The organism is Streptomyces xingningensis, assembly GCF_054957865.1.
The window spans coordinates 32,432-57,927 of sequence record NZ_JBDJPF010000006.1 but is presented as its reverse complement, the minus strand read 5'-3'; the positions used below and the strand labels follow the sequence as shown (position 1 = coordinate 57,927).

Genomic DNA, 25,496 nt, shown 5'->3' with positions numbered 1-25,496 from the left:
GGGGCGGTTGTGAGGATCACCCTCCGGCCGCCCCGCGGCAGTTGGTCCACGACACAGGGTGGGGGGTCACACGATGACCGCATGGGACAGGCTCTTCGGTAACTGGGGAAGCAATGCCAGGCAGTTCGACAACGGCCACCACGCCAGTGGCGCGGTCGAGCTGACCAAGCGCAACCCGACGTACTCGCTGACCAAGCAGGGTGGCATGGGCGGCAACCTGCGGGTCAACCTGTCATGGCGGATGCGGAGTTCCGACTTCGGCGACAAGGCCCGCGGCGCCGGGAAGCGGCACCCGTTCCGCAAGTTCACGCCCGATGTGGTGCAGGCCCAGGGAACCGCCATGGTCTCCGTGGATCTCGACCTCGCCTGCATGTATGAGCTCTGGGACGGCGCCAAGGGCGTAGTCCAGCCTCTCGGAAACATACTGGGCAGCATCAACTCACCGCCGTATGTGCAGCTCAGCGGAGACGACCGGTTCGGCTCCGGGGCGGGTGAGGACATCTACATCAACATGGACCACCGGGATGAGATCAAGCGACTGCTGATCTTCGTCTACATCTACGACGGCACCCCGGCGTTCGACCGTACGCATGCGACGGTGACGCTCTATCCGGGCAGCGGTCCGCGCCTGGAGGTCTCGCTCCACGAACGGGCACCGGAGGCGCGCTCCTGCGCGGTGGTGATGATCGAGAACAACAAGAAGGAGATCGTCGTCCGGCGCGAGATGAAGTACGTCTACGGCTTCCAGGCCGAGCTGGACCGTCTCTACGGCTGGGGTCTCCAGTGGGGGCGGGGCTACAAGACCAAGGTGTGACCCCACCGGAACCCGGTCAGCCCCCCGGCTGGAACTGCGGCCCCTGCGGCGGCAGCCGGAAGACCGGGGCGGTCGGCGGGTGCCGCTGCTGGGGGTAGCCATAGGACGGCCGTGCCGCCGGATACTGCGGATAGCCATATGCGGGCGCCGGAGCGCCCAGGGGCTGCGGCGGGATCACCGGCGGCACGGACGGCGGCGGCGGGTAGACCTGGACGGTCCCCTGCCCGGGCACCGCCTGCGGCGGTATGGGCGAAGACGGTATCGGCGGCGCGGCGCTCTCCGCCTCGGGGCCGTCCGCACCATCCGCGCCGTCCGCCTCGTCCGCGTCGTCCACCGAGATGCCGAACTCGGTGGCCAGCCCCACCAGGCCCGAGGCATAGCCCTGCCCGAGCGCGCGGAACTTCCAGCCGTCTCCCCGCCGGTAGAGCTCACCGCAGATCATGGCGGTCTCCTGGCCGGTCTCCGGCTGTACGGCAAAGCGGGCCACCGGTTCGCCCTGGACGGTGCCGTGCGCGGCGTCATAGAGCAGTACGCACAGGTCCTTGACCAGCCCGAAGGAGCCGCCGTCCGCGGATGCGGCGAGCACCACCCGGCGCACCGAGGCGTCCAGCGCGGACAGTTCGGCCTCGACCGAGTCGGTCATCCCCTCGGTCAGCCGCTTCTTGGCCAGGTGGTGGACCAGCCCCGAAGGGTGGCGCGGCTGGTTGTAGAAGACGAAGTCCTCGTCCGAGCGCACGCGTCCGTCGCTGCCCAGCAGCAGCGCCGAGACATCCACATCCGGGACGCCCGGGCCCGGCGTCCAGCGCAGCACGGCCCGTATGGATCCGGCCTCCAGCGGGATGTTCGACCCCTTCAGCATCGCGTGCGTCATGCCCGCAATCCTGCCCTCCCGCACGGGCCGTGGACAACGCGGGGGCGGAGCACCCGGCCGCCGTTTACCGGGTGGACCGATGTGAGGTGCGAGTTTTTCAAGCGTTTGGGGAACTCTTGACCCATTGCCGAGCGTACGATAATCGGCCACGCGAGTGGTATGGGCGGGACACCGCGCGGTGAACGGGGAGAGCGATGCGACATTTTGGACACCTTGCGCCCGAGGTGCGGAACGGGCTGTTCCTCCGGGAACCGGGGGAGTTCGACACCGACTCCCCGCCGGGCACGCTCGCCGTCGCCCTGGGCGCCACCCTCTACAGTCCCGCCACCCGGCCCACCCTGGCCCGCGACATCGTCAAACAGGCGGACCGCGGCGTGACGTCCATGGTCCTGTGCCTGGAGGACTCCATCGGCGACGCCGAAGTGCCCGCCGCGGAGGACAACCTCGTCCGCCGGCTCAGGGAACTCCACCCCGCCCCCGCGACACTCCCGCTGCTCTTCATCCGCGTCCGCCGGCCCGGCCAGATCCCCGACCTGGTACGACGGCTCGGCCCCGCCCGGCGGCTGCTGTCCGGATTTGTCCTGCCCAAGTTCACCGAGGACCGCGGCCTGCCCTTCCTCGAGGCCCTCACCGCGGCCGAAAGCACCCATGGGCAACGGCTGTTCGCCATGCCCGTCCTCGAATCACCCGAACTCCTCCACCTGGAGACCCGGACCGCCACCCTCGCCGGAATCTCCCGCGCCGTCACCAAATACCGTGACCGGGTGCTCGCCCTCCGGCTCGGCGTGACCGACTTCTGCTCCGCCTACGGGCTGCGCCGCGCACCCGACATGACCGCCTACGACGTCCAGCTGGTCGCCTCCGTCATCGCCGATGTGGTCAATGTCCTCGGCCGCGCGGACGGCAGCGGCTTCACCGTCACCGGCCCGGTATGGGAGTACTTCCGCCAGCACGAGCGGATGTTCAAGCCCCAGCTGCGCCGCAGCCCCTTCGCCGGCCCGGCCGAGGAACTGCGCGCCGCCCTGATCGCCCACGACCTGGACGGCCTGCTCCGCGAGATCGAACTCGACCGCGCCAACGGCCTCCAGGGCAAGACCTGCATCCACCCCTCGCATGTCGCCCCGGTCCATGCGCTCTCGGTGGTCAGCCACGAGGAGTTCGGCGACGCCCAGGACATCCTCCGCTCGGTGCGCGGCGGCGGCGGAGTGCTGCGCTCCGCCTACACCAACAAGATGAACGAGACCAAGCCGCACCGGGCCTGGGCCGAGCGGACCCTGCTGCGCGCCGAGGTGTTCGGCGTGGCACGGGAGGACATCGGCTTTGTGGAACTGCTGGCGGCGAGCGTCCGACAGCCCGGATGAGGACGAGAGGGAACAACAGCGTGGTGTGGTCGGGGCAGTGGGTCACGGACCGGCTCGGCGTGCGGCTGGACGGCGACGCCCGGCTGCCGGAGCTGCTGGGCCTCGCCCTGCGGCGCAATCCCAGGAGGGCACATCTCCTGGTCTCCCGGGTGCTCGGCAAACACGTCCCCCAGCGGCCCGCCGTGGTGTACGAGGCGGGCCTGCGGCTGGGCCGCCGGGTCCGCGAACTGCTGGACGCCGACGGCCGGGGGAGCACCGGGCACCCGGTCGTCCTCGGCTACGCCGAGACCGCCACCGGCCTCGGCCACTGCGTCGCCGACGGCCTGGCCCACGCCCCGTATCTGCACTCCACCCGCCGCCCGGTGCCCGGCATCACACCCGTCGGCGGCTTCGAGGAGGAACACAGCCACGCCACCTCGCACCTGCTGCTGCCGGAGGACCCGGCCCTGCCGGCGGGCCGGGGCCCGCTGGTCCTGGTCGACGACGAGCTCTCCACCGGCCGCACGGTCCGCAACACCATCGCGGCCCTGCACGCCCGGTACCCCCGCGAGCGCTATGTGGTCGCCGCCCTGGTCGACCTGCGCAGCGCCCGCGACCGCGCGCGCTGCGCCGAGTTCGCGGCGTCGCTGGGCGCGCGGATCGATGTCGTCGCCCTGGCGGCGGGCGAAGTCGCGCTGCCGGACGGAGTACTGGAGCGGGGGAGGGAGCTGGTGGCCGCGCATGAGGGGGCGGAGCCCCGGCCCCACCCGCTCCCCGCCCCCCGGGGCGGTGCCCCGGACCCCGCGGCACAGCCACGCACCGGGGTGGAGAAGGCAGCCACCCGCGTCGACCTGGCATGGCCCGCCGGCCTCCCCGACGGAGGCCGGCACGGCTTCACCCCCGCACACCGCGCCCGCCTGGAAGCGGCCCTGCCCCGCATGGCGGAGCGCATCGCGGCGGCCCTGCCCCCGCACCCGCACCGCGTACTCGTCCTCGGCAACGAGGAGTTGATGTACACCCCCCTCCGCATCGCCGGCGCGGTCGAAGCCCACCTCCCCGGCACGGACATCCGCTTCTCCACCACCACCCGGTCCCCCGTCCTCGCCGTCGACGACCCCGGCTATGCCATCCGCACCCGCCTGGTCTTCCCCGCACACGACAACCCCGCCGACGGCCCCGGCGAACGCTATGCCTACAACATCGCGGACGGCCGCTTCGACGCCATCGTCGCCGTGCTCGACTCCACCGCCGACACCCCCGAACTCCACGCACCCGGCGGCCTGTTGGACACGCTCGCCGCGCACACCCGAAAGGTCCTGCTGGCCGTGATCCCGTCCCACCGCGCCGGAGGCGAACCCCTGCGCGGCCCCGCGTTCTCCTCCTACGCCCCCGAGGACGTCGGCTGGCTGCTCCAGGACCTCTCCACGGTCACCCTCGAAGCCCCCACCGAGGAACGCGAGGAGGCCATCCAGAGCGGCGGCGCGCACTACGCCGAGTCGCTGCCCGTCGAATACCAGCCCAGCGAGCGCTACCAGGCGCTCTACCGCGCCGCCCTGGACACCTCCGCGACCCGCATCGCCCGCGCCGTCGGCGCGGTCACCGAGACCGTGCTCGCGGAGCGGTCCCCCCGCCCCGTCCTGGTCTCCCTCGCCCGCGCCGGCACCCCCGTCGGCATCCTGATGCGCCGCTGGGCGCGCCACGCACACGGCCTGGACCTGCCGCACTACGCCATCTCCATCGTCCGCGGCCGCGGCATCGACACCAACGCCCTGCGCTGGCTGGCCGCCCACCACGACCCGGCCGACATCGTCTTCGTCGACGGCTGGACGGGCAAGGGCGCCATCACCCGCGAGCTGGCCGAGGCCGTCCGCGGCACGCCCTTCGACCCCCGGCTCGCCGTGCTCGCCGACCCCGGCTCCTGCGTGGCGACCTATGGCACGCGCGACGACTTCCTGATCCCCTCCGCCTGCCTCAACTCCACCGTCTCCGGCCTGATATCACGCACCGTGCTGCGCACGGACCTGGTCGGCCCGGCCGACTTCCACGGCGCCAAGTACTACCGAGAGCTCGCCGGTGCCGATGTCTCCCACTCCTTCCTCGACACGGTCACCGCCCGCTTCACCGAGGTCGGGGAGGATGTCGCCCTCGACGCCAAGAAACTGGCCGCCGCCGACCGCACCCCCAGCTGGCACGGCTGGGCGGCCGTCGAGCGGATCAGCGAGACATACGGCATCGGCGACCCCAACCTCGTCAAGCCCGGCGTCGGCGAGACCACCCGCGTCCTGCTGCGCCGCGTCCCCTGGAAGATCCTCGCCAAGCGCGGCGCGGGCTCCGACCTCGACCACGTACGGCTGCTCGCCGAACAGCGCGGGGTGCCCGTCGAAGAGACCGACGACCTCCCCTACAGCTGTGTCGGCCTGGTCCACCCCCGCTACACCCGCAGCGCCACCGGCGCCGACGGCAGGGCGGTGCGGGCCCGGTGACGGTACTCATCGCCACGGACCTCGACCGCACCCTGATCTACTCCGCCGCCGCACTCGGCCTGAACATGCCCGACGCACAGGCCCCCCGCCTGCTGTGCGTCGAGACCTACCGGCACCAACCGCTGTCCTACCTCACCGAGGACGCCGCCGGACTGCTGGCCCAACTGGCCCGCACCACCGCCTTGGTACCCGCCACCACCCGCACCCGCGAACAGTACGAGCGCATCCGGCTGCCTGGCCCCGCCCCCGAGTTCGCGGTCTGCGCCAACGGCGGGGAACTCCTGGTCCACGGCGAACCCGACCGCCCCTGGCGGGCCCGCGTACGCCGCGCACTGGCCGCCGAGTGCGCCCCGCTGCAGGACGTACGCGCCCACCTGCTGCGCACCGCCGACCCCGGCTGGCTGCTCAAGGAGCGCACCGCCGACGACCTGTTCGTCTACCTCGTCGTCGACCGCGACCGGCTGCCCCACCACTGGGCGAAGGACCTCGCCGAATGGGCCGGTGCACGCGGCTGGACGGTGTCCCTCCAGGGCCGCAAGCTCTACGCCGTGCCCCGGCCGCTCACCAAGAGCGCCGCCGTCACCGAGATCGCCCGCCGCACCGGCGCCACCCGCATTCTCGCCGCCGGCGACTCCCTCCTCGACGCCGATCTGCTGCTCGCCGCCGACCACGGCTGGCGGCCCGGCCACGGCGAGCTGGCGGCCGCGGACTGGCACGCCCCGCACGTCACCGCCCTCACCACCACCGGCGTCGCCGCGGGGGAGGAGATCATCCGGGCGTTCACCCGGGCGGTCTCGTAAGACCACCGGACAGCTCGTAACCTCGGTGTGCCACAACTCCGCCGGCCCACCGAGGAGATCGCATGGCCGCCCGCAAGAGCAACTGGCTCGACCCCGAGCTGTACGCCTATGTCCTCGCCCACAACCCCCCGCTCGACCCGGTGCAAAGCGCCCTGGTCGAGACCACCCATACCCGCTACCCCGACGTCGCCGTCAAGCAGATTCCCGAGGAGCAGGGCCCGCTCCTCGCCTTCCTGGTACGCCTCACCGGCGCCCGCCACATCGTCGAAGTCGGCACCTTCACCGGGCTGTCCGCCCTGTCCATGGCCCAAGCACTGCCCGCCGACGGCACATTGATCACCCTCGACATCTCCGAGGAATGGACCTCCCACGCCCGCGAGGCCTGGGCCAAGGCCGGCCTCGCCGACCGCGTGGAGCTGCGCATCGCGCCCGCCCTGGACTCCCTGCGCGCCCTGCCCGCCGAACCCCATATCGACCTCGCCTTCCTCGATGCCAACAAGGACGGCTACATCGACTACTGGAACGAACTCGTGCCCCGGCTGCGCCCGGGCGGGCTGCTGGTGGCCGACAACGTCTTCTTCGACGGCCAGGCCATCGACCCCGCCGTCACCACCGGACCGGGCGCGGACATCCGGGCCTTCAACGCCCATGTCAGGGCCGACCACCGGATGGAATCCATCATGCTTACCGTCGCCGACGGCCTGACCCTGGCCCGCAAGACCGGCTGACCCGGAGCGTGTCTTATGGATCAGCGCGCCCCCTAGCCGCAGCAGCCACCCCCACAACACCCGCCACCGCCACCACCGTTGCCACCGCGCGGGGCCGCCGCACCCGTGATGCCCACCGTCGACAGCAACTTCACCGTGTCCGCGTGCCCTTCGGGGCACCTCGCCGGCGCCGAGGACTCGGACATCGGCCGGTTCAGCTCAAAGGTGCCACCACAGGCCTTGCAGCGATATTCATAACGAGGCATGCCAGGCAGCATAACCAGCGGCGAGCAGCCCCAGCACACCCCTAACGCCCGCCGCCCCGCTCCATGCGAATCTCCCGCACCACCCCGGCAACCGACTCCCGCACCGCCTCCGTCTCGGTCAGAAAACGCCACCAGTCGGGATGCCGCCCCGCCAGCCCCCCGACCGCCCGGTCCAGCCGGGCCACCGCCTCGTCCAGCGGACCCGCATGACGCGGATCCGGCGTGCTGCGCCCCGCCATCGCCAGCCGCTGCGCATCACGGATCGCAAACCGCGTCCGGTCGATCTCCCGCTGCCGGTCGGCCGCCACCTCGTCCAGCCGCCGCAGCCGGTCACCGGCCGCCGACACCGCCTCGTCCGTGCTCCTCAACAACTCCCGGACCGTCGACAACAGCGACAACGCATCCGGCCACCGCTGCTCCTCGCGCGCCGCCCGCGCCTCGCCCAGCTTCGCCTCCGCCTGCCCGACGGCGGCCGCCGCCTGCTCCGGCACCTGCTGGAGGTCCTGCCAGCACGCCGCGCTATACCGCCGCCGCAACTCACTGAGCACCGGCGCCACTCCCGACGCCCGGGTGGTGATCGCCTGTGCCCGGGTCCGCAAGGAGACCAGCCGCTTGTCGATCTCCCCGGCCTGCTGCGGCAGTTGCTCCGCCGCGGCGCGGATCGCCCCGGCCTCGCGCAGCACCTGCTCGGCCCGGCCGATGGTCGCCTGCGCCCCGTGCCGGCCCGCCCCCTGGTTGAGCCTGGTGAGCTCCGGCCCCAACGCGGCCAGCCGGGCCGCCAGATCATCGGCCCGCAGCCCCGACGCCCGCGCGGCATCCAGTGCCTCGCTCGCCGCCAGCAGCCCCTGCCGGGCCCGCTCCACGGCCGGCGCCAGCCGGGCCAGCTCCTGCTCGGCGGCGGCCAGCAGCGGCCCGAGCCCCTGACCGAACCGCTCCAGCTCCGCCTTGGCCCGGATCAGCTCGTCCCTGGCCCCGGCCAGATCCGCACGTGCCCGGGAGGCCGCCGAGGCGTCGAGATCCTCCCGGTCCAGATCATGCGCGTCGACCGCCGTGATGTACGCACCCGACACCTCGTCGATGCGCGCCCCCAGCGCCGCGAAGTCCGCGGCCGCCCGGTGCGCCTCGGGCGAGGAGTCCACCGCAGTGATCGTCTCCAGGGAGATCCGCAGTTCCCGCTGCGCCGTGTCCAGCTCATAGAACGCCGCCGCGGCTTCGTCCTTGGCCGCCAGAGCCTGCGCGCGCTGCCCCTCCCCCCGCCCCCGCCCCCAGCGACGCGCCCCGCCGCCGGAGAAGGCCGCCGGCGCGGCCATGACCAGCAGCGGCACCGGCAACAACACCAGGGCGAGGGCCTCCCGGACCGCTGGTCTTACGGACTTCGCGAAGGTAGCCGTCACGTGCCTCTGCCCTCTCCCGTTGATCGCCCCAGCCCAGGAGGACATTCTCCCATCCGCCTCGCAAACCCCCGGAACGATCCCCCAGGACAGTCAGGGCCGGGCAGCAGCGGTACGGCGACGGCACGGGCAGGACGCGACATGGCGATCTCCGTAAGATCCGTAAGACCCGCCCTGACCCCCGGGCCACCCGAAGCGCGTTTGCGGGGAGTCGGGCCGGGGCATGTAGGCTGTCATTTCGTTCCGGGTGCATAGCTCAGCGGTAGAGCGCTGCTCTTACAAAGCAGATGTCGCTGGTTCGATCCCAGCTGTGCCCACCAATGCGAAGGCCCCCGACCGGTTGCGGTCCGGGGCCTTTGACATCCCCTGCGGAAGGGGACGGCCGGGGCCGGCCACCTTCCGCAGGGACATCGTCAGCGGTCCTGACTCAGCTCGTACAACTCCTGGAACAGCCCGCCCGCCTTCACCAGGGACTCAAATGTCCCTTGCTCGGCGATACGGCCCTGGTCCATGACGATGACCCGGTCCGCGATACGCGTGTTCGCGAGCCGGTGGGTCACCACGATGATGATGGCATCGGGGGCGAGGGCGCCCATGAGCTGGAACATGCGGTGCTCCCCGCGTGCGTCCATCTCGCTCGTGGGCTCGTCGAGGATGACGACCGGGGGCTTGCGGTAGAGGACACGGGCGCATGCGGCCCGCTGCCACTGGCCGCCGGAGAGGGACACCCCGCCCCACAACTCGGCGGCGAGCAGGGTGTCGAGGCCGTCGGGCAGTTCCTCGAACGCCTCCCGCATCCCCACCGCATCGACGGCCTCCCACACCCTGCCGTCGTCGAAGGTGACGGGCTGGCCGAGGGTGATGTTCTCCCGCGCCGAGAGCGGCCAGTAGCCGAACTGCTGGGTCACCACTCCGGTGCGCTCCCACACCTCCCGCAGATCCAGGTCCGCCAGGTCCGCCCCGTCCCACAGCACCCGGCCCTTGTCCGGCACATACAGGCCGGCCAGCATGCGGGTGAGGGTGGACTTGCCCGAGCCGTTCTCCCCGAGGATCGCCACGACCTCGCCCCGGTGCAGCGTCAGTGACACCCCGTCCACGGCCGGGCGGGTCTTGTTCGGGTAGGTGAAGGACACCTTGTCGAGCCGGATGGTCTCCGGCCGGTCGGGCACTGCCAGCGTTCCCCGGGGCGGCAAATGCGCCTGGCTGGAGGCGATGAACTGCTTCCAGTCCCCGAGGAAGAGGCTGGAGTGGAACAGCGATGCGGCGTATTGAACGACGTTGGTGAGGTTGCCCAGTGCGGCTCGCATCGCCAGAACCGCGGTCGCGGCGATGGCCAGCGACATGCGTCCGGAGACCGTCAGCCAGGCCAGCGTGCCCCAGGCCACCATCAGGCAGACGCCGCCCGCGACGGCCACGGCCAGGTTCACCCGCAGCTGGCGGCCGGCCGCGGTCACCGAACGGGCGTCCATGCGGCCGGTGATGGCCCGATACCAGAACATCAGGTATCCGGCCATGCTGTTGCCCCGCACCTCGTCGGCCAGCTTTGTGGTGGTCACGAACCAGCGCATCATTCCCTTGACATGGCGACCGGCTGAGTTCGCGTGATACGTCTGGTGCTCGATCCGCGCCTCCGCCATCGCCCCCACCCCAGTCGGGGCCACCGCCAGCACCAACACCGGGAGCATCAACGGATGCAACACGGTCAACACACCGAACGCCGCCACCAGTTTGATCAACGCCGACATGAACGACTGCACGTCGTAGATCAACCGGTCACAGCGCACCGCCCCGGTTTCCGCCGCCTCATGCTCCTCCGTGAAGCCGGGGTTGTTGAACGCGGCCAGTTCCACCGCCAGCATCGCGTCGACCACGGCCACATCGGCGGCCGTCATCAGCCTGGGCCTCAACCGGCCCACCGACCACGACGCCAGCCCATAGGCGACCCTGCCCACGCCCACCGCGACCGCGATGACCACCAGCGCGGGCAGCGCCTCGTGCACCCGGTGCGCGACCGTGCCCGAACCGAGGACCGGCACCATCGCCTTCGCGGTCGCCGCCAACGCGACCGCCGAGCCCACCCCATAGGTGAGCTGCGCGCCGACCATGATGAGCACATCGCGGCGGTCGATCCGCCATGCCATCCGGCATACCTGCCCCAGCACCGCCGGAATCCGTGCGGCCAACTGCCATACGCTCAGCTGGTCGAACGCCGACTGTGTCCACTGGGCCCTGCTCCGTGGTTCCACCGGCTCCGGGAACGGCGGTCTGCCGTCCCGGGCCTGTTTGTGTGTGTCACCCTCCACGGACTGCTTCTCCCTCCCCATGGGTAAAGAGCGCCGGATTCAAGGCACCCGGTGCCCAACGGGCCGGGAAGGGTGGAGGACACGGGCCGTCGGTCGAAGTCTGCCAGCCCAACTCGCCCTACAAACAGCCTAGGGTGATGATGCATCAGCGAACAGGTCAGCGGATTGCGTGTGTGACCAGGTCGGACGCCGACCATCCGGAGTGCTGCCGACCGGTTTCGGGTGGGGCGCACAAGGGCTTGCACGCAGGCTCGCGCGCCGTCACCGTCGGCGGACAAGTCTCCTTTCGCACCCGGTGAATTGAGGTTCCGATGAAGCATGCGTTACGCCGCAGAGCGGCCGCGTCGGCGGCCTCGGTCACGGCCGTCACCGGTCTGGGCCTCGCCACCGTACCTGCGACCCCGGCCGCTGCCTCCGGATGCCTGAGGCCGGTCGGGCCGGTGCTCAACGTCGACACCATCCGTCACTTCCACCTCGGCGCGTTCTACCAGAGAGATCCTTCTCCGACGCCGAGCACGCCTGGACGATGATGCACGCGTGCACGGTCACACCGGCGGAACGAGCGTGAAGTAGCGGTCCAGCACCTCCCGATTCCCCTTGACCTCACCGAGCCGGTCGGCCGGGATCCGGTGCCAGAGGAACAGCATCAGGTCCGATGCGGTGCCGGCCAACTCGACGTCACAAGGGCCGGATTGCCCGCCCAGCCGGATGTCGTCCCCCTCGAAGTGCACCGTCCAGTCGCCGGTGCCATCGGCCTGCCGGAACCTGAACCGTTCCCCCGAACCGGGCGGGGCCTGCTGCCAGGACCGCCGGGCCGGTGCCATGACCTCAAAGGTCTGGGCCACGGCGTCCTTCGCGAGTTCGGCCTCGACCGGACGGGGCACCCCGGTGGTGTTCTCGGCATCCCAGCGGTGAACAGCCGCCTCGATGGCCTGCACGCGCATCCAGAACCCGATGGAGTGCTCCCGCGACCAGCTCCACACCCGCTCGCCCGGATCGCCGCCCCGGAACGCCGCTTCCAGCGCGGTCGCCCCATCCGCGAACCAGTCGACCAGGCCCGCCGGTACCGGCCCTCGGTGCGGGGCGCCCTCCAACGGGATCGGCCAGCCCTCGAGGTCCGCGGGGAGCTCGAAGATGGCGGGATCTGTGACGTCCGGCTGTTCCGGCAACCGTCTTCTGATGAGGTGGGCCACATAGCGGTGCACCCCGCCCAGGTGCGCGGCCAGGTCGGACACCGACCAGCCGGGACAGGACGGAACCAGGGGTGCTGTGTCCGCGCCGATCGTCCGGCGGACCGCGGCCTCGAACGCCAGGCACTCGCGATGGAAATGGGGGAGGTAATCCACGGCTTCACTCTGCCCTCCGGCCGGGTCCGCCATGTGCCGGTCCTCGACCGGGCACGACCGTCCGGCCGCCGCCTCAGCTGCGGTGCCGGGCGCGGCCACCGCCGCCCGCGCCGTTGAGAGGGAGCAGCGACTCCAGCCGGGCGCCCTTGACCCAAGAGCCGAGCAGGTCACGGTGCATGGCACAGATGCCCTGCCGCAGGGCGAGCTCGCCCGCCTCCTTGGTGAAGCCGCAGGTGGCCACGAACAGTGCCACGTCCGCCCGGTGTTCCAGTCTGGCCGTTCCGACGAACTTCTGCATGTCCCCGCTCGGTACCTTTCGGTGCGGGGCGTAATGCTTGCACTGGATGACCAGTTTCCGTCCGTCGGCCATCAGCCCGATGACGTCCGCCCCCAGGTCGCCCGCCTTGCCGCTGACCATGACCTCGGTGCAGCCATCGCGTCGGCACAGATCCGCGACATACCGCTCGAACTCCTGCCAGGTCAGGGCGTCCACCGATTTCATCGTCAGTTCGCGGGCCCTGCGCTCCTCTCCCGCCCGCCAGGTTTGATCACCACGGGTGGCCCGGCGATGCTCCACCCAGAGCCACCGGGCGGCACCGCCCACGGCGCCGAGGCCGGCGATCCCGACGACAAGGGGCCAGACGCTGCTCCAGCCGAGGGCCAGTGCGCTCAGCACGGTCACGGTGCCAAACCCGGCCCACTGACGCGCAGTTGCCCGCTTCTTGCGCGAGTGCCGTCGCTTTGACCGCCGGGCCTTCGCCATCCCGCCCCCCGCCTCCTCCGGTATCCCGCCAGCCAGTGTGGAAATGCCGGGGGCACGCGACAAGGGGACGATTTCGGCCGCCTCGCCTTCAGGACATCGCATCCGTCCGTTGGGCAAGAGCCCTCAGTTCGGAAGGCGCGGAACGACCGGCGATGAGCATCAAGTCCCGGATTGCGGAGCGTGCGGTGATGTGGGACCGGATTGCCTCCGGAGCCAGCTCTTCCGCGTGCAGGAAGTACCGGAGAGCCGTCTGCTCATGGCGGAGCTGTGTATGCGCTCGCCCGAGGTCCAGGGCGAGGCAGGCCCGGCGCTCGATCGACAGCCCGGTGGCATCCAGCCGTTCACCGATCTCGATGGCTTCGCCCGCGTCACCGAGGTCGACGGCAACGGAAACCGCCTGGATCTCTACATTTGTCGGGCCGAACTCCAGGTTGAAGTCATTGCGGTCTTCGCCGAGTTGTTGAGCGGCATGGCGGGCCAGCAGCGTCTCGCGCCGTGCGTCTGCGCGGTTCCCGCAGCGTGCGTGCACGAGCGCGAGGATCAGGTGCAGGGAACCCAGGAGGGAGCGGGACTCCGGGGTCGGCCCGGTACGGTCGGTGTGTCGGCCGAGCGCATTCACCGCGGACTGGGCTGAATGTTCTGCCTGGTCGTAGCGCTTGAGCCGGACGAAGGCATGGGCGAGTCGGAAGACACCGGCGAATACTTCCAATGCGTTGCCGGACTGCTCGGCGGCGGCGATGGAGCGGTCGGCCGCCACCCAGGCGGCGTCCGCCTCGTTCTGACGGACGAAGGCCGCCGACAGTGCGTGGTAGCTGCGCGCGAGCAGGCCGTGAGCCCTGGGGCGTTCATCGGTGTCGGCTGTCCGCGTCGTGCGTTCCAACTGCGGTATCAGCGAGCCCAGCGATGTACTCAACTCCGCGAACCGGTCGCGATGTACGAGGAACCAGACGTGGTCCACCGCCGATTCCAGTTCGGCGAGTGACGGACCCGGAGCGCTGTGGTCCGGGGCGAGAACGACATCGAGTGTTGGGTGACCGGTAATGAGGAGCCGGACTTGATCGAGATCGTTCGGTTCAGAGGTCGCCTCGTTCGCTTCCTGGGGCAGGGGTACGTCGGGCCGCAGTTCCTGGAGTGGAACTCCGAGGCCGTTGGCAAGAAGCCGGAGGACGTCCAGCCGGTTGACCGGCTGGACACCGCGCTCCACCTGTGACAGCCAACTCGTGGTGCGGCCCACCTCGGCGGCCAGGGCCTTCTGTGTCAGACCGCGCTGGGTACGCAGCTCCGCGACTCGTGCGCCGAATGAGCACTGTGCTTCGGATGTCACCGGTCTCTTCATGCTGTGCCGTCGACGCGTTCCAGGAAGGTCACGTCGGTCCTGGAGACGAACCTTTTGCGAGCTTCGAGGAAGTGCCGGGTGTGCGGCTGCCGTTCATGGGCTTCGAAGGCCGCACGGTCTTGGTAGAGCTCGTAGAAGACCCGTACGTTCGGCTCATCCGGTACGCGGTGGTTCACGTACACGACCGTGCCTTGCTCTTGTTGCCGGATCCCCTCCAGCGTCCGGGACACCAACTCGTCGAACCCTTCCGCGGCACTCGCGTCACGCAGCGTGAAACGGACGACGAGACCGAAGCCTGCGGTCATGTTCCCTCCTTTCGGGTCGCGCCAAGACTGTCAGAGCACAGATATGCGTGGTAGTCGCAGAAATTCTTGACTCGCAGAAAAACTGCTACTAGCTTCGTAGTTGAGTCACGACTCAGCGTGTTCGAGATGGCGGCAAAGAAGAGGCCTCGACGGTCCGGGCTCACAGGTGCTGGTACCACCGCGAGCCCCCGCCGAGGCCGACATCTCACCCCTGATCTGAGCAGGAGGTTCGATGCACAGCCAGGCTAGCGACTCTGCCGCGCCTGTGCGCTGCGCGCAGTGCCAGGAGATCAAGAAAAAGCACAACGAGGCCGCACGGCTGGGCAATCGCCGGATGGTCGAGTCGGTGATCGTCGCCATGGGGCGGCATCAGCGATTGGCCCACTCATGAGAGTCCGGCCCATCGCGGGGACTCCTGGCCGAATGTCGCGCCCGGATGCACAGACTGCGGCGGACGCTGCGGTGCCGGTGAGTTCGGCAAGGCGTGGTCCACGAGGTGTGAACTGTGCACACCCTGCGGATGGTTGGTTGCTGAGGGGTGGCGTAATGACGTGCGGCGGGTGTGGCATCCGGCGCTTCGTGGACTACCGGGCGCTCGGCCTTGCCCTGGAGCTGCCGGAGAGGCTGCCGCCCTGCGGGTCGGCGGTCGGCTCCGCTCGGCTGAGGAGGCCGACGGGGAGCACAAGTCCCCTAGCCAGACTGACCAGTTCGGCCACAGTCGTCATGAAGACGGTGTTCGGGGTGTCGGCCGCCGCTCAGGCCGGGACGTAGTCGGCGAGGGCCGCGTCCACCATGGTGGGGAGCGAGCGAGATGCCGGGTGTCCAGGGCGTACACGACAGGCTGCTGGCCTTGATGGCGGCGCAGTGAGCGGCAAAGGAGATCAACCGGTGCCCACCGAGCACGACCAGGCCAAAGAGCTCGTACGCCAGCAGGTTTGGGACGCGCTGGAGGCCGCCGCGGCCGTCCACGACGTCTCGGTCCACGGCCGCATCCCGAACTTCAAGGGGTCAGGCGTGGCGGCCGCCCGCCTTGCCGCTCTGCCCGCCTGGCAGGCCGCCACGATCATCAAGGCAGTGCCCGACAAGGCACAACTCCCCGTCCGCGCCCAGGCACTGGCTGACGGAAAGACCGTCTACATGGCCGTGCCGAGACTCGCCGGCCCCCGCCCGTTCTACCTGCTCGACCCCGACGAGATAACCGTCCCGCCTGTCGAAGCCGCGTCCAGCCGCGTCGCGGCGACCATCGCCCCCACGGTCGATGTCGACGCCCTCTGCCCCATCCAGATAGTGGTCCTCGGCAGCGTCGCCGTGAACCGGGACGGCATCCGCGTCGGCAAAGGAGCTGGCTACTCCGACCTGGAATTCGCCCTCCTGATCGAGGCAGGGCTCATCAGCCCCGACACCCTCGTCGTCACCACCGTGCACCCGCTCCAGGTCGTGGACACCGCAATTCCCGCCACCGATCACGACGTCAGCGTCGACTTGATCATCACGCCCGACGATGCCATCAGCTGCCCTAACCCACACCGCCCCACCGGCATCCTCTGGGGCCACCTGGACCCCGAGAAGATTGCCGCGATCCCGGCTCTGCAACTCAGGCATGCCCACAGGTGAGGCGACGCCTACCGAGCGAGGGCGACATCAAGCGCCGGGCTACTGGTGTGACGGCTCAATCGGCTCGACCGTCACCTGGCGCAAAGGCCTCAAGCGCCTCCGCATCGGATGCCCGCGCGCGCGGAAAGCAGTCCGCCCACTCGGCGACCTCGGGGTAGGAGGATCCCCGGCGGACGTCCGCAATGGCCGACTCCACGTCGAATTCCGTGACCCGCAGCTCAACCCCCGGCCCCAGTAGCGCCCAGTGCGCTCCCGGCCGACCGTATGGCATGCCCACGCTGCCCGGATTGACGACCAGGCGGTGCCCGGCGAGACGTACGAACGGCATATGGGTGTGCCCGCAGACCACCGTCCGGACATCGGCGTCCAGTTCGCCGAGCACCTCCTGCCAGCGCTCGAGGCGGGAGTCGACCAGCACCACCTCCCCGTCGTCGCGGGGCGTGGCGTGGCAGAACAGCACGCGGCCCAAGCCCTGTACGGGCAGCGACAACGACCGTGGCAGCGCCGCGAGGAAGTCGACCTGATCAGCGCGCAGTTGTCCGGCGGACCAGGGGGCGATCGGATCGGGGATGGCGTCCCGTAGCCCGCGCCGGTATTCGACGAGTTCGCGGTCCGCGTTGCCGCTGATCCAGGCGACGCGGTCGCCAAGCGCGCGCAAGCGGTCCAGGACTTCGACCGGTTGTGGGCCGGCCGCGAGGTCACCGGTGAGGACGATGCGGTCCGCGGTGCGTACGTCCGGTTCGGCGAGTACCGCGTCCAGGGCAGGCAGGACACCGTGGATGTCGGAGAGGACGGCTATGCGGTTCGGCATGCGCCCCATTGTCATGGGTCTACGGGGCGCGCCCGAAGTGCAGTTCCTCCGCCACGCCCACGAAGCAGCGCAGCTGCCGCAGTTCTACGAGCACTTCGAATTCATCACGATTACCGATTAGTCCAGGAGTGGATCGCTCATTGGTCGTCACCGGCCTCCCCGCTGTAATTGCTCATGCCTGCGCAGCTCAGCGAGGGCGGCATTCGGCAGGAATGCCGGAGGAGGGAAGAGACGATGACCTACGCGACCGTCAACGGCACCCGGCTCTATTACGAAGACCATGGCACTGGCCGCGTCCTGGTGTTCCTGCACGGCTGGGGCACCAGTGGCCGGGTGTGGGACAGCCAGGTTGCCGACCTGATGGCCGACCACCGTGTGATCACCGTCGACTTGCGGGGCTGCGGCCGTTCCGACCGGCCCGTCACCGGCTACACCATTACCGAGGTCACCGACGACATCCTGGAGTTCATCGACGCCCTGGCGTTGGACCAGCCCGTGCTGATCGGATCGTCGATCGCGGGAGCGTTCACCGTCGAGGCCGCCCTGGCCGCTCCGGACAAGATCGGCGCCATCATCCCCGTCGACGCCGGCATTCACCACTTCTCGGGGATGCGGGAGGCGGTGGGCAAGCTCCTGGTGGACCTGCGTGCCGACCGGGCGGGCACGCTCGCTCGCATCGTCCCGCAGTGGTACCGCCCCGGCGCCGGCACCGCGGTGATCGACTGGACGGTCCGCCAGCTCCTGGAGTCGACCTTCCTCATCGACCAACTCATCGCCGACCAGGCCGACTACGACCCGCGCGGCCGCCTGGGCCAGGTGCGTGTGCCCACCACGTTCCTGCATGGCGAACTGGACACCGAGGTCCCGCTCGATATTCCCCTTGAGTGCGCGGGCCTGATCCCCAATGCCCGGCTGGCAGTCATCGAAGGCGCCGGCCACATGTCCCAGCAGGACCAGGCCGAGCGCTTCAACCAGGTTCTTCGCAAGGTCCTGGGCTAGAGAGCCCGCCCACCTCCGGGAAAGCGCCCGCGCTCCGATCAGGAGTGGTGTGCCAATGCTGCGTGGGGATCGGTTCCTCGTGCCGCCGTGTGGTCGATGTGGATCGTGGTGGCGACGAGGCGGGGGATGGCGTGCAGGAGGGCGTGCTCGGCGTCAACCGCCAGGCGGTGGGCGGCGATCACGGTCAGTTCGGGGTCGACCACAATGTCGGCCTCGGCGCGCAGGGCGTGCCCGACCCAGCGCAGCCGGAGCTGGCCGATGCCCCGTATCCCCGGCACGTCGCGCAGCGCGGACTCGGCGGTGTCGACCAGCGAGGGATCGACGGAGTCCATCAGGCGCCGGTAGACCTCGCGGGCCGCGTCCCGCAGAACCAGCAGGATCGCGACGGTGATCAGCAGGCCGACGAGGGGGTCGGCGGCGCGCAGGCCGAGCGCGGAGCCGCCCGCGCCGAGGAGGACGGCGAGGGAGGTGAAGCCGTCGGTCCGGGCGTGCAGGCCGTCGGCGACCAGGGCGGCGGAACCGATCTTGCGGCCGGTGCGGATACGGTGCCGGGCCACCCACTCATTGCCCGCGAAGCCGATCACGGCGGCGGCCGCGACCGCCCAAGGATGGCTGAGGTCACGGGGGTTGAGCAGCCGGTCGAACGCCGCCCAGGCGGCCAGCGCGGAGGAGGCCGCGATGGTGAGCACAATGGCGATGCCCGCCAGGTCCTCGGCGCGGCCATAGCCGTAGGTGTAGCGGCGGTTGGCCGCCCGGCGGCCGAGGATGAAGGCCATGCCCAGGGGTACGGCGGTCAGCGCGTCGGCCGCGTTGTGCAGGGTGTCGCCCAGCAGCGCCACCGAACCGGACAGCACCACAACGAGGGCCTGCAGCACGGCGGTCAGTCCCAGGATCGCCAGTGACAGCCACAGGGTGCGCATTCCCTCGGCCGAAGCCTCCATCGCCGGGTCGATCCGGTCGGCCGCATCGTGACTGTGCGGGGTGAACAGGTGGGCGATCCGGTGGCGCAGGCGTGAGCGGTGGACGGGGGCGTGGGTGTGCACGTGGTCCCTCATATGCCCACCATCGCATGCGAATTCGATTGCAGCCATGACCGTCCTGCACCCTCTGACCAGGTGCGATGCGTTCGCACCTGCCGGTCCACGCTGCCATGTACGCCACCAGTCGTACGAGCGCCCGGACGTGACCGCCTGCGCCACACACGACGCGGTCGTCTGCGTCACTGTGCCTGAGCACGGACAAAGCCGGCGGCCGCACCCGCCGCCCGCGCTGCATTGAGGGTTCAGCAATCCCGTTGAGCCGACCGGATGAGGTCGTGTGCGGTTCGGATCAGGTCGGCGTTGCTCGCGGCGGGCTTTCCGTCCGGCAGGTGGAGCACGTCTTCCAGGCCGATCCGCGTGTCCAGACCGCGGGTGGCCGCCAGGCGCAGGACGGGCCAGGCGGAGCCGTCCATGCCATGGAGGAGGATCGGCAGCCCCGTGATCGGCAGCCCTGCGCCGGCCGTGAGCCGGCCGAGCAGCGACGTGGCCGCGCCCGGCGCCGTCCGCGGGTCGGCGTCCATCACCTCGGCCAGGACACGGAGCACGCGGTGCGCTTCCGGCCAGGCGAGGAAGCGCTCCGCGGCCTCGGTGCCGGACCAGATCCCGGCCTCGACCCCGACGCCCCGCTCCAGCAGCGCTTCCGCGACCATCGTGGCGCCGTCTTCATGCCAGTTCACCGAGGCGTGGTCGGGCAGCACCGTCCAGGAGCGGACGAGCCGGGCACGCTGCCCGGCATCGGGCACGGCCCAGGCTCCGGTGGTGACGCCTATGGGGATGCCCGGGACCGCGGCGCGCACGGCACTCACCGCGGCGTCGACATGGGCGGCCTCAAGGGAGTCCTCGCCTTTGTGGTCCTTGGGGTGGAGGTGGATGTTCTCCGCCCCGGCCGCCACGGCCTCGCGCGCGGCGGCGGCCAGTTCGTGCGGGGTGATGGGGAGATGATCGCATTCGGCCCGGGTTCGGGGGCCATTGAGGCATACCTGGAGCATGTGGCCGATCGTCCCACGAGGGTCTGACAACGGCCTCGCGAGGGGTGGCCGCTCACTCCGTGTGGTCGTACGACCCCTCTGCGGCTGCCGGCCGGATGCGATGTGTTCGCGGGGGGCGGCTTCACGGCTCGAAGCGATAGCCGAGGCCGGGCTCGGTGATCAGGTGGCGGGGGTGGGAGGGTTCGGCCTCCAACTTGCGGCGCAGGGTGGCCAGATAGATGCGGAGGTAGTTGGTCCGGTTTTCGTTGCCCGGGCCCCAGACGGTGCGCAGGAGTTCACGGCTGGTGACGAGGCGGCCGGGGGTACGGGCGAGAGCGGTGAGGACGCGCCATTCCGTGGGGGTCAGGTGCAGGGCCCGGTCGTGGACGACCCGGGAGTGGATGGTGCAGGCGGTGAAGTCGACGGTGTAGTGGCCGAGCCGGACCGTGGTGCGGCCCTCGAGGGCCGGGGGCCGGCGCAGCACCGCGCGGAGCCGGGCGAAGAGTTCGTCCATGCAGAAGGGTTTGGTCACATAGTCATCGGCGCCGGCGTCCAGCGCGGTGACCTTGTCGGTGGCCCCGGTGCGGCCGGAGAGCACAAGGATGGGGACGGGGCTCCAGGTCCGCAGGGAATGTATGACCTTGATGCCGCTCATGTCCGGCAGTTCGACGTCGAGGAGCACGGCGCAGGGCGGCCGCTGGGTGGCGGCGCGCAGCGCGGCGCAGCCGTTGGCGGCGGTGGCCACGCTGTAGTGGCGGGCCTTGAAGTTGATGCTCAGCGCTCGCAGCAGCTGTGGTTCGTCGTCGACGATCAGGACATGCTTCAGGCCTGGGTTCATGGTCCTGACTACCTCCGTGCAGCCGGGTGGTCGAGGTGTGCGGGGAGCCGCCCGGCGGCGCTCCGGATCTCGCGCTGCCGGGCGGCCGGGGTCAACGCAGTGCGGCGAGGCCGCGGTTGAGCTCGACGACGTTGACGCGCTGCTGGCCGAGGAAGCCGAGGGACCGGCCGCGCACCTCACGGTCGACGAGCGCCCGCACCCGCCGGACCGGCAGCCTGCGGGCCTTGGCCACCCGGGCCACCTGCTCGTGGGCGTAGGCCGGGGAGATGTCCGGGTCGAGGCCGGAACCGCCGGCCGTCAGGGCGTCGGCGGGTACGGAGCGCGGGGGGACGCCGTCGAAGGCGGCCACGGCCGCCCGGCGGTCCTCGATGGCCTTGACCAGGTCGCGGTTGTTGGGGCCGAGGTTGGAGGCCCCCGAGTCGGTGGGGTCGTACGGTCCCGCGCCCTTGCCCGCGTCGGCGGCGGAGGGGCGGGGCTGGAACCACTTGGGGTCGGGGCCGCCCCGCGGCAGCGCGAAACTCTGGCCGATGAGGGCGGAGGCGATGGGCCTGCCGTGGTCCTCGATCAGGGAGCCATTGGCCTGGTGGCCGAACGCGGCCTGGGAGATGCCCAGGACGGCCAGCGGATAGGCGATTCCGGTGATCACGGTGAACACCAGGAGCATGCGCAGCGCCATCAGATGCCGCAGCAGGATGGGCGGGAGGTGGAGGAGCATGGATGGTCGCCTTCCGTTGCCGTCAGTGCAGGCCGGGGATGAACTGGACGGCCAGGTCGATGAGTTTGATGCCGAGGAAGGGCAGGACGAGCCCGCCGAGCCCGTAGATCCAGATGTTGCGGCCCAGCAGCGCGGCCGCGGACGACGGCCGGTAGCGCACACCGCGCAGCGCGAGCGGGATCAGGACGACGATGATCAGCGCATTGAAGATGATCGCCGAGGAGATGGCCGAGGTCGGGCTGTGCAGGCGCATGATGTTGAGCTTGTCCAGGCCGGGGTAGGCCACCGCGAACATCGCCGGGATGATCGCGAAGTACTTGGCGACGTCATTGGCGATGGAGAAGGTGGTGAGCGCGCCCCGGGTGATCAGCAGCTGCTTGCCGATCTCCACGATCTCGATCAGCTTGGTGGGGTTGGAGTCCAGGTCCACCATGTTCCCGGCCTCCTTGGCGGCCGAGGTGCCGGTGTTCATGGCCACCCCCACATCCGCCTGGGCCAGCGCCGGAGCGTCATTGGTGCCGTCACCGGTCATCGCCACCAGCTTGCCGCCGGCCTGCTCCCGCTTGATCAGCGCCATCTTGTCCTCGGGCGTGGCCTCGGCCAGGAAGTCGTCGACCCCCGCCTCCTGAGCGATGGCGTGTGCGGTCAGCGGGTTGTCACCGGTGATCATGACGGTCCTGATGCCCATGTGGCGCAGTTCGGCGAACCGTTCCCTGATGCCTTCCTTGATCACGTCCTTGAGGTGGATGACCCCGAGCACCCGGGCTCCGGCCGGGTCGTCGACGGCCACCACCAGGGGGGTGCCACCGCTCTGCGAGATCCGTTCGGTGATCTCGTGCACCTCGTCGCCCACCCGGCCGCCACAGATGGTCACCCAGGCGGTGACCGCGCCCGCCGCGCCCTTGCGGATGCTGCGCTCGTCCACGTCCGCCCCGCTCATCCGGGTCTGCGCGGTGAACGGAACGAACCGGGCGTGCTCCAACTCGCCCTCGGAGCGCGCCCGCAGCGCGTACTTCTGCTTGGCGAGGACGACGATCGAGCGGCCCTCGGGCGTCTCGTCGGCCAGCGAGGACAGCTGGGCCGCATCCGCGAGGTCGTCCGCGCTCACCCCCTTGACCGGGAGGAACTCGGCGGCCTGGCGGTTGCCCAGGGTGATGGTGCCGGTCTTGTCCAGCAGCAGGGTGTTGACGTCCCCGGCGGCCTCCACGGCCCGTCCCGACATGGCCAGCACATTGCGCTGGACCAGCCGGTCCATGCCCGCGATGCCGATCGCGGAGAGCAGCGCCCCGATGGTGGTGGGGATCAGGGCGACGACCAGCGAGACCAGGATGACGATGCTCTGCTCGGCGCCCGCGAACAGCGCGAAGGGCTGGAGGGTGACCACCGCGATCAGGAACACGATGGTCAGCGAGGCGAGCAGGATGTTGAGGGCGATCTCGTTCGGCGTCTTCTGCCGGGCCGCGCCCTCCACCAGGGCGATCATCCGGTCGATAAAGGTCTCGCCCGGCCTGGAGGTGATCCTGACGACGATCCGGTCGGACAGCACCTTGGTACCGCCGGTGACCGCCGACCGGTCACCGCCCGACTCCCGGATGACGGGCGCCGACTCACCGGTGATGGCCGACTCGTCCACGCTGGCCACGCCCTCGACGACATCACCGTCACCGGGGATGATCTGCCCGGCCTCGACGACCACATGATCGCCCAAGTGCAGCTCCGCCGCCGGTACTTCCTCCTCCTCGGGCGCGCTCGCCCCGGGCCGCCAGGCGGACAGCCGACGGGCCACGGTATCGGTCCGTGCCCGGCGCAGCGTGTCCGCCTGGGCCTTGCCCCGGCCCTCGGCCACCGCCTCGGCGAGGTTGGCGAAGACCACCGTCAGCCACAGCCAGACCGTGATCACCCAGGGGAAGATCCCGGGATCCTCGATCGCCGACAGCGCGGTCAGCACCGCACCGACCTCGACGACGAACATCACCGGGTTGTGGACCATCAGCCGTGGATCGAGCTTGCGCACCGCGTCCGGGAACGAGGTGAACAGCTGCCGGGGATCCAGCAATCCGCCCGACACCCGGTGCGGCAGGTGCTTGTCATCCGGCGCAGCCGGAACGGTGGTGATGGACATCAGTGCAGCCCTTCCGCGAGCGGCCCCAGCGCCAGCGCCGGGAAGTAGGTGAGGCCGACGACGATCAGGATCACGCCCGTCAGCAGACCGACGAACTGCGGCCGGTGGGTGGGCAGGGTGCCCGCCGTGACCGGCACCTGCCGCTGGCCGGCCAGCGTTCCCGCCAGGGCCAGCACAAACACCATCGGCAGGAACCGGCCCAGCAGCATCACCAGGCCCAGGGCCGTGTTGAACCAGGGCGTGTTGGCCTGCAGGCCCGCGAAGGCCGAGCCGTTGTTGTTCGCGGCGGAGGTGAAGGCATAGAGCACTTCCGCGAAGCCATGCGGCCCGTGGTTGGTCATCGCGGCCCGTTCGCCGGGCAGCGCCATCGCGATGCCCGCGCCCACCAGGACCAGGGCCGGGGTGGTGAGGATGTACAGGGAGGCGAACTTGACCTCCCGGCTGCCCAGCTTCTTGCCCAGGTACTCGGGCGTCCGGCCGACCATCAGCCCGGCCACGAACACCGCGATGACGGCGACGATGAGGATCCCGTACAGCCCCGAGCCGGTGCCGCCGGGCGCGATCTCGCCCAGCATCATGTTGAAGATCAGCAGCCCGCCGCCGCCCGGAGTGTAGGAATCATGCGCGGAGTTGACGGCACCGCACGAGGTGAGCGTGGTGGAGACCGCGAACAGCGCCGAGGCCCAGATCCCGAACCGCTGCTCCTTGCCCTCCATCATCCCGCCCGCCGCATGCCCGGCCGAACTGCTCACGCTGTGCAGCTCATTGGCGGTGACAACGGCCACCGAGGCCGCCCAGATCACCCCCATGACGGCGAGGATCGCGTAGCCCTGGCGGCGGTCGCCGACCATGGTGCCGAAGGTGCGCGGCAGTGCGAACCCGATGACCAACAGCAGGTAGATCTCCACCAGGTTGGTGAATGGCGTGGGGTTTTCGAAGGGGTGCGCGGAGTTGGCGTTGTAGAAGCCGCCGCCATTGGTGCCGAGTTCCTTGATGGCCTCCTGCGAGGCCACCGGGCCGCCGGTGATGCCCTGGTGCTGACCGGCCAGCGAGGTGACCGACTGCACACCGTGGAAGTTCTCCACCACCCCGGCCGCCGCCAGCACCAGGGCGAAGACAAAGGCGATCGGCAGCAGTACCCGCAGCACGATCCGGGTCAGGTCGACCCAGAAGTTGCCGACGCGGTTGGTCCGCTTCCGGGTGAATCCCCGGATCAGCGCGGCCACCACCGCGATGCCCACCGCCGCCGAGACGAAGTTCTGCACCGCCAGGCCCGCCATCTGCACCAGGTGGCCCATCGTCGACTCACCGGCATAGGCCTGCCAGTTGGTGTTCGTCACAAAGGACGCGGCGGTGTTGAACGCCAGGTCCGGCGGGACCGGCTTCATCCCCAGCGACAGCAGCAGATGATCCTGCAGCCGCTGGAATCCGTACAGGAAGAGGACCGAGACGAAGGAGAACGCGAGCACGCTGCGCAGATATGCCGCCCAGGTCTGGTCGGCGTCGCCGTTCACCCCGCCCACGCGGTAGAGCAGCCGCTCGACGCGCAGCTGCCGTGAGGTGGTGAGACAGCGGGCGAGATAGTCGCCCAGGGGCCGGTAGGACAGCGCGAGCGCCCCGATGAGAGCGAGGATCTGCAGCCAGCCGGCGAGGGTGTCGGACAA

The 25,496-nt window shown here is 70.3% G+C and carries 24 protein-coding genes and 1 tRNA gene; 10 read left to right on the top strand and 15 right to left on the bottom strand.

Annotated features, from left to right (window positions below; translation table 11 throughout):
• Positions 1 to 73 precede the first annotated feature (73 nt).
• Positions 74 to 814 (top strand): TerD family protein, encoded by a 741-nt coding sequence (locus tag ABCR83_RS05160; protein ID WP_462693578.1) that lies wholly within the window; start codon positions 74 to 76, stop codon positions 812 to 814.
• 16 nt (positions 815 to 830) lie between these two features.
• Here ABCR83_RS05160 and ABCR83_RS05155 read toward each other — a convergent pair whose 3' ends face one another.
• The gene (locus ABCR83_RS05155; protein WP_462693577.1) at positions 831 to 1,685 is read right to left on the bottom strand and encodes a TerD family protein; all 855 of its coding nucleotides are present in this window, start codon (positions 1,683 to 1,685) and stop codon (positions 831 to 833) included.
• A gap of 194 nt (positions 1,686 to 1,879) precedes the next feature.
• Here ABCR83_RS05155 and ABCR83_RS05150 point away from each other — a divergent pair, with 194 nt between their 5' ends.
• The 4 genes from ABCR83_RS05150 to ABCR83_RS05135 all read left to right on the top strand — a co-directional run bounded on the left by ABCR83_RS05150 (position 1,880) and on the right by ABCR83_RS05135 (position 7,036).
• On the top strand, positions 1,880 to 3,046 hold the full coding sequence (locus ABCR83_RS05150; protein WP_462693576.1) for an HpcH/HpaI aldolase/citrate lyase family protein: 1,167 nt from the start codon (positions 1,880 to 1,882) through the stop codon (positions 3,044 to 3,046).
• Positions 3,043 to 5,508, top strand: a complete 2,466-nt coding sequence (locus tag ABCR83_RS05145; RefSeq protein ID WP_462693575.1) for a phosphoribosyltransferase — start codon at positions 3,043 to 3,045, stop codon at positions 5,506 to 5,508. Before ABCR83_RS05150 ends, ABCR83_RS05145 begins: the two co-directional genes overlap by 4 nt.
• Positions 5,505 to 6,308 (top strand): HAD family hydrolase, encoded by an 804-nt coding sequence (locus ABCR83_RS05140; protein ID WP_462693574.1) that lies wholly within the window; start codon positions 5,505 to 5,507, stop codon positions 6,306 to 6,308. The genes ABCR83_RS05145 and ABCR83_RS05140 overlap by 4 nt, the downstream gene beginning before the upstream one ends.
• 62 nt (positions 6,309 to 6,370) lie before the next feature.
• Positions 6,371 to 7,036 carry an O-methyltransferase gene (locus ABCR83_RS05135; protein WP_462693573.1) on the top strand — a complete coding sequence of 222 codons (666 nt, stop codon included), beginning with the start codon at positions 6,371 to 6,373 and terminating at the stop codon, positions 7,034 to 7,036.
• Between the two features lie 32 nt (positions 7,037 to 7,068).
• On the opposite strand, the gene ABCR83_RS05130 is transcribed toward ABCR83_RS05135, so the two are convergent.
• Together ABCR83_RS05130 and ABCR83_RS05125 are read right to left on the bottom strand one after the other, a co-directional pair.
• Complete coding sequence (locus ABCR83_RS05130) at positions 7,069 to 7,281, bottom strand: FmdB family zinc ribbon protein (protein WP_462693572.1); 213 nt, start codon at positions 7,279 to 7,281, stop codon at positions 7,069 to 7,071.
• A 41-nt stretch (positions 7,282 to 7,322) separates the two neighbouring features.
• Positions 7,323 to 8,720: a hypothetical protein gene (locus ABCR83_RS05125; RefSeq protein WP_462693571.1), complete on the bottom strand. Its 1,398-nt coding sequence runs from the start codon at positions 8,718 to 8,720 to the stop codon at positions 7,323 to 7,325.
• 197 nt (positions 8,721 to 8,917) lie between these two features.
• Between ABCR83_RS05125 and ABCR83_RS05120 the strand changes: the two genes are divergently transcribed.
• Positions 8,918 to 8,992, top strand: a tRNA-Val gene (locus tag ABCR83_RS05120).
• 93 nt (positions 8,993 to 9,085) lie between these two features.
• Here ABCR83_RS05120 and ABCR83_RS05115 read toward each other — a convergent pair.
• The 5 genes from ABCR83_RS05115 to ABCR83_RS05095 all read right to left on the bottom strand — a co-directional run bounded on the left by ABCR83_RS05115 (position 9,086) and on the right by ABCR83_RS05095 (position 14,725).
• Positions 9,086 to 10,996, bottom strand: coding sequence for an ABC transporter ATP-binding protein (locus ABCR83_RS05115; protein WP_462693570.1), 1,911 nt, complete (start codon positions 10,994 to 10,996; stop codon positions 9,086 to 9,088).
• Between the two features lie 524 nt (positions 10,997 to 11,520).
• Positions 11,521 to 12,321 carry a maleylpyruvate isomerase family mycothiol-dependent enzyme gene (locus ABCR83_RS05110; RefSeq protein WP_462693569.1) on the bottom strand — a complete coding sequence of 267 codons (801 nt, stop codon included), beginning with the start codon at positions 12,319 to 12,321 and terminating at the stop codon, positions 11,521 to 11,523.
• Positions 12,322 to 12,394: 73 nt separating this feature from the next.
• Complete coding sequence (locus ABCR83_RS05105; protein ID WP_462693568.1) at positions 12,395 to 13,003, bottom strand: restriction endonuclease; 609 nt, start codon at positions 13,001 to 13,003, stop codon at positions 12,395 to 12,397.
• Positions 13,004 to 13,172: 169 nt separating this feature from the next.
• Positions 13,173 to 14,408, bottom strand: a complete 1,236-nt coding sequence (locus ABCR83_RS05100) for a helix-turn-helix domain-containing protein (protein WP_462693567.1) — start codon at positions 14,406 to 14,408, stop codon at positions 13,173 to 13,175.
• Positions 14,409 to 14,416: 8 nt separating this feature from the next.
• A complete protein-coding gene (locus tag ABCR83_RS05095; RefSeq protein WP_462693566.1) occupies positions 14,417 to 14,725 on the bottom strand; it encodes a putative quinol monooxygenase in 309 nt (102 codons plus the stop codon).
• Between the two features lie 232 nt (positions 14,726 to 14,957).
• Here ABCR83_RS05095 and ABCR83_RS05090 point away from each other — a divergent pair, with 232 nt between their 5' ends.
• The 3 genes from ABCR83_RS05090 (at position 14,958) to ABCR83_RS05080 (ending at position 16,339) form a co-directional block, all read left to right on the top strand.
• Positions 14,958 to 15,116: a hypothetical protein gene (locus ABCR83_RS05090; protein ID WP_462693565.1), complete on the top strand. Its 159-nt coding sequence runs from the start codon at positions 14,958 to 14,960 to the stop codon at positions 15,114 to 15,116.
• Positions 15,113 to 15,496: a DUF6255 family natural product biosynthesis protein gene (locus ABCR83_RS05085; RefSeq protein WP_462693564.1), complete on the top strand. Its 384-nt coding sequence runs from the start codon at positions 15,113 to 15,115 to the stop codon at positions 15,494 to 15,496. The genes ABCR83_RS05090 and ABCR83_RS05085 overlap by 4 nt, the downstream gene beginning before the upstream one ends.
• A gap of 117 nt (positions 15,497 to 15,613) precedes the next feature.
• Positions 15,614 to 16,339, top strand: coding sequence for a 5-formyltetrahydrofolate cyclo-ligase (locus ABCR83_RS05080; protein ID WP_462693563.1), 726 nt, complete (start codon positions 15,614 to 15,616; stop codon positions 16,337 to 16,339).
• 55 nt (positions 16,340 to 16,394) lie between these two features.
• Here the strand turns inward: ABCR83_RS05080 and ABCR83_RS05075 are convergent, their stop codons facing one another.
• The gene (locus ABCR83_RS05075; RefSeq protein WP_462693562.1) at positions 16,395 to 17,150 is read right to left on the bottom strand and encodes a metallophosphoesterase family protein; all 756 of its coding nucleotides are present in this window, start codon (positions 17,148 to 17,150) and stop codon (positions 16,395 to 16,397) included.
• A 234-nt stretch (positions 17,151 to 17,384) separates the two neighbouring features.
• On the opposite strand from ABCR83_RS05075, the gene ABCR83_RS05070 reads away from it, so the two are divergent.
• Positions 17,385 to 18,149 (top strand): alpha/beta fold hydrolase, encoded by a 765-nt coding sequence (locus tag ABCR83_RS05070; RefSeq protein ID WP_462693561.1) that lies wholly within the window; start codon positions 17,385 to 17,387, stop codon positions 18,147 to 18,149.
• 38 nt (positions 18,150 to 18,187) lie between these two features.
• On the opposite strand, the gene ABCR83_RS05065 is transcribed toward ABCR83_RS05070, so the two are convergent.
• From ABCR83_RS05065 to kdpA, 6 genes are all read right to left on the bottom strand, one after another.
• Positions 18,188 to 19,204, bottom strand: coding sequence for a cation diffusion facilitator family transporter (locus tag ABCR83_RS05065; RefSeq protein WP_462693560.1), 1,017 nt, complete (start codon positions 19,202 to 19,204; stop codon positions 18,188 to 18,190).
• A gap of 227 nt (positions 19,205 to 19,431) precedes the next feature.
• Complete coding sequence (locus ABCR83_RS05060) at positions 19,432 to 20,178, bottom strand: 3-keto-5-aminohexanoate cleavage protein (RefSeq protein ID WP_462693559.1); 747 nt, start codon at positions 20,176 to 20,178, stop codon at positions 19,432 to 19,434.
• Between the two features lie 121 nt (positions 20,179 to 20,299).
• Positions 20,300 to 20,983, bottom strand: a complete 684-nt coding sequence (locus ABCR83_RS05055) for a response regulator (protein ID WP_462693675.1) — start codon at positions 20,981 to 20,983, stop codon at positions 20,300 to 20,302.
• Between the two features lie 103 nt (positions 20,984 to 21,086).
• Positions 21,087 to 21,710, bottom strand: coding sequence for a potassium-transporting ATPase subunit KdpC (gene kdpC, locus ABCR83_RS05050; RefSeq protein WP_462693558.1), 624 nt, complete (start codon positions 21,708 to 21,710; stop codon positions 21,087 to 21,089).
• A 22-nt stretch (positions 21,711 to 21,732) separates the two neighbouring features.
• The gene (kdpB, locus tag ABCR83_RS05045; RefSeq protein WP_462693557.1) at positions 21,733 to 23,832 is read right to left on the bottom strand and encodes a potassium-transporting ATPase subunit KdpB; all 2,100 of its coding nucleotides are present in this window, start codon (positions 23,830 to 23,832) and stop codon (positions 21,733 to 21,735) included.
• Positions 23,832 to 25,496 carry a potassium-transporting ATPase subunit KdpA gene (kdpA, locus tag ABCR83_RS05040; RefSeq protein WP_462693556.1) on the bottom strand — a complete coding sequence of 555 codons (1,665 nt, stop codon included), beginning with the start codon at positions 25,494 to 25,496 and terminating at the stop codon, positions 23,832 to 23,834. The genes kdpB and kdpA overlap by 1 nt, the downstream gene beginning before the upstream one ends.

Coding starts and splice junctions, on each gene's coding strand:
- ABCR83_RS05155 (WP_462693577.1), bottom strand. CDS start 1,685: ATGACGCACGCGATGCTGAAGGGGTCGAACATCCCGCTGGAGGCCGGA.
- kdpC (WP_462693558.1), bottom strand. CDS start 21,710: ATGCTCCTCCACCTCCCGCCCATCCTGCTGCGGCATCTGATGGCGCTG.
- ABCR83_RS05065 (WP_462693560.1), bottom strand. CDS start 19,204: ATGAGGGACCACGTGCACACCCACGCCCCCGTCCACCGCTCACGCCTG.
- ABCR83_RS05125 (WP_462693571.1), bottom strand. CDS start 8,720: ATGTCCTCCTGGGCTGGGGCGATCAACGGGAGAGGGCAGAGGCACGTG.
- ABCR83_RS05090 (WP_462693565.1), top strand. CDS start 14,958: ATGCACAGCCAGGCTAGCGACTCTGCCGCGCCTGTGCGCTGCGCGCAG.
- kdpB (WP_462693557.1), bottom strand. CDS start 23,832: ATGTCCATCACCACCGTTCCGGCTGCGCCGGATGACAAGCACCTGCCG.
- ABCR83_RS05085 (WP_462693564.1), top strand. CDS start 15,113: ATGAGAGTCCGGCCCATCGCGGGGACTCCTGGCCGAATGTCGCGCCCG.
- ABCR83_RS05070 (WP_462693561.1), top strand. CDS start 17,385: ATGACCTACGCGACCGTCAACGGCACCCGGCTCTATTACGAAGACCAT.
- ABCR83_RS05075 (WP_462693562.1), bottom strand. CDS start 17,150: ATGCCGAACCGCATAGCCGTCCTCTCCGACATCCACGGTGTCCTGCCT.
- ABCR83_RS05115 (WP_462693570.1), bottom strand. CDS start 10,996: ATGGGGAGGGAGAAGCAGTCCGTGGAGGGTGACACACACAAACAGGCC.
- ABCR83_RS05060 (WP_462693559.1), bottom strand. CDS start 20,178: ATGCTCCAGGTATGCCTCAATGGCCCCCGAACCCGGGCCGAATGCGAT.
- ABCR83_RS05150 (WP_462693576.1), top strand. CDS start 1,880: ATGCGACATTTTGGACACCTTGCGCCCGAGGTGCGGAACGGGCTGTTC.
- ABCR83_RS05160 (WP_462693578.1), top strand. CDS start 74: ATGACCGCATGGGACAGGCTCTTCGGTAACTGGGGAAGCAATGCCAGG.
- ABCR83_RS05130 (WP_462693572.1), bottom strand. CDS start 7,281: ATGCCTCGTTATGAATATCGCTGCAAGGCCTGTGGTGGCACCTTTGAG.
- ABCR83_RS05095 (WP_462693566.1), bottom strand. CDS start 14,725: ATGACCGCAGGCTTCGGTCTCGTCGTCCGTTTCACGCTGCGTGACGCG.
- ABCR83_RS05135 (WP_462693573.1), top strand. CDS start 6,371: ATGGCCGCCCGCAAGAGCAACTGGCTCGACCCCGAGCTGTACGCCTAT.
- ABCR83_RS05145 (WP_462693575.1), top strand. CDS start 3,043: ATGAGGACGAGAGGGAACAACAGCGTGGTGTGGTCGGGGCAGTGGGTC.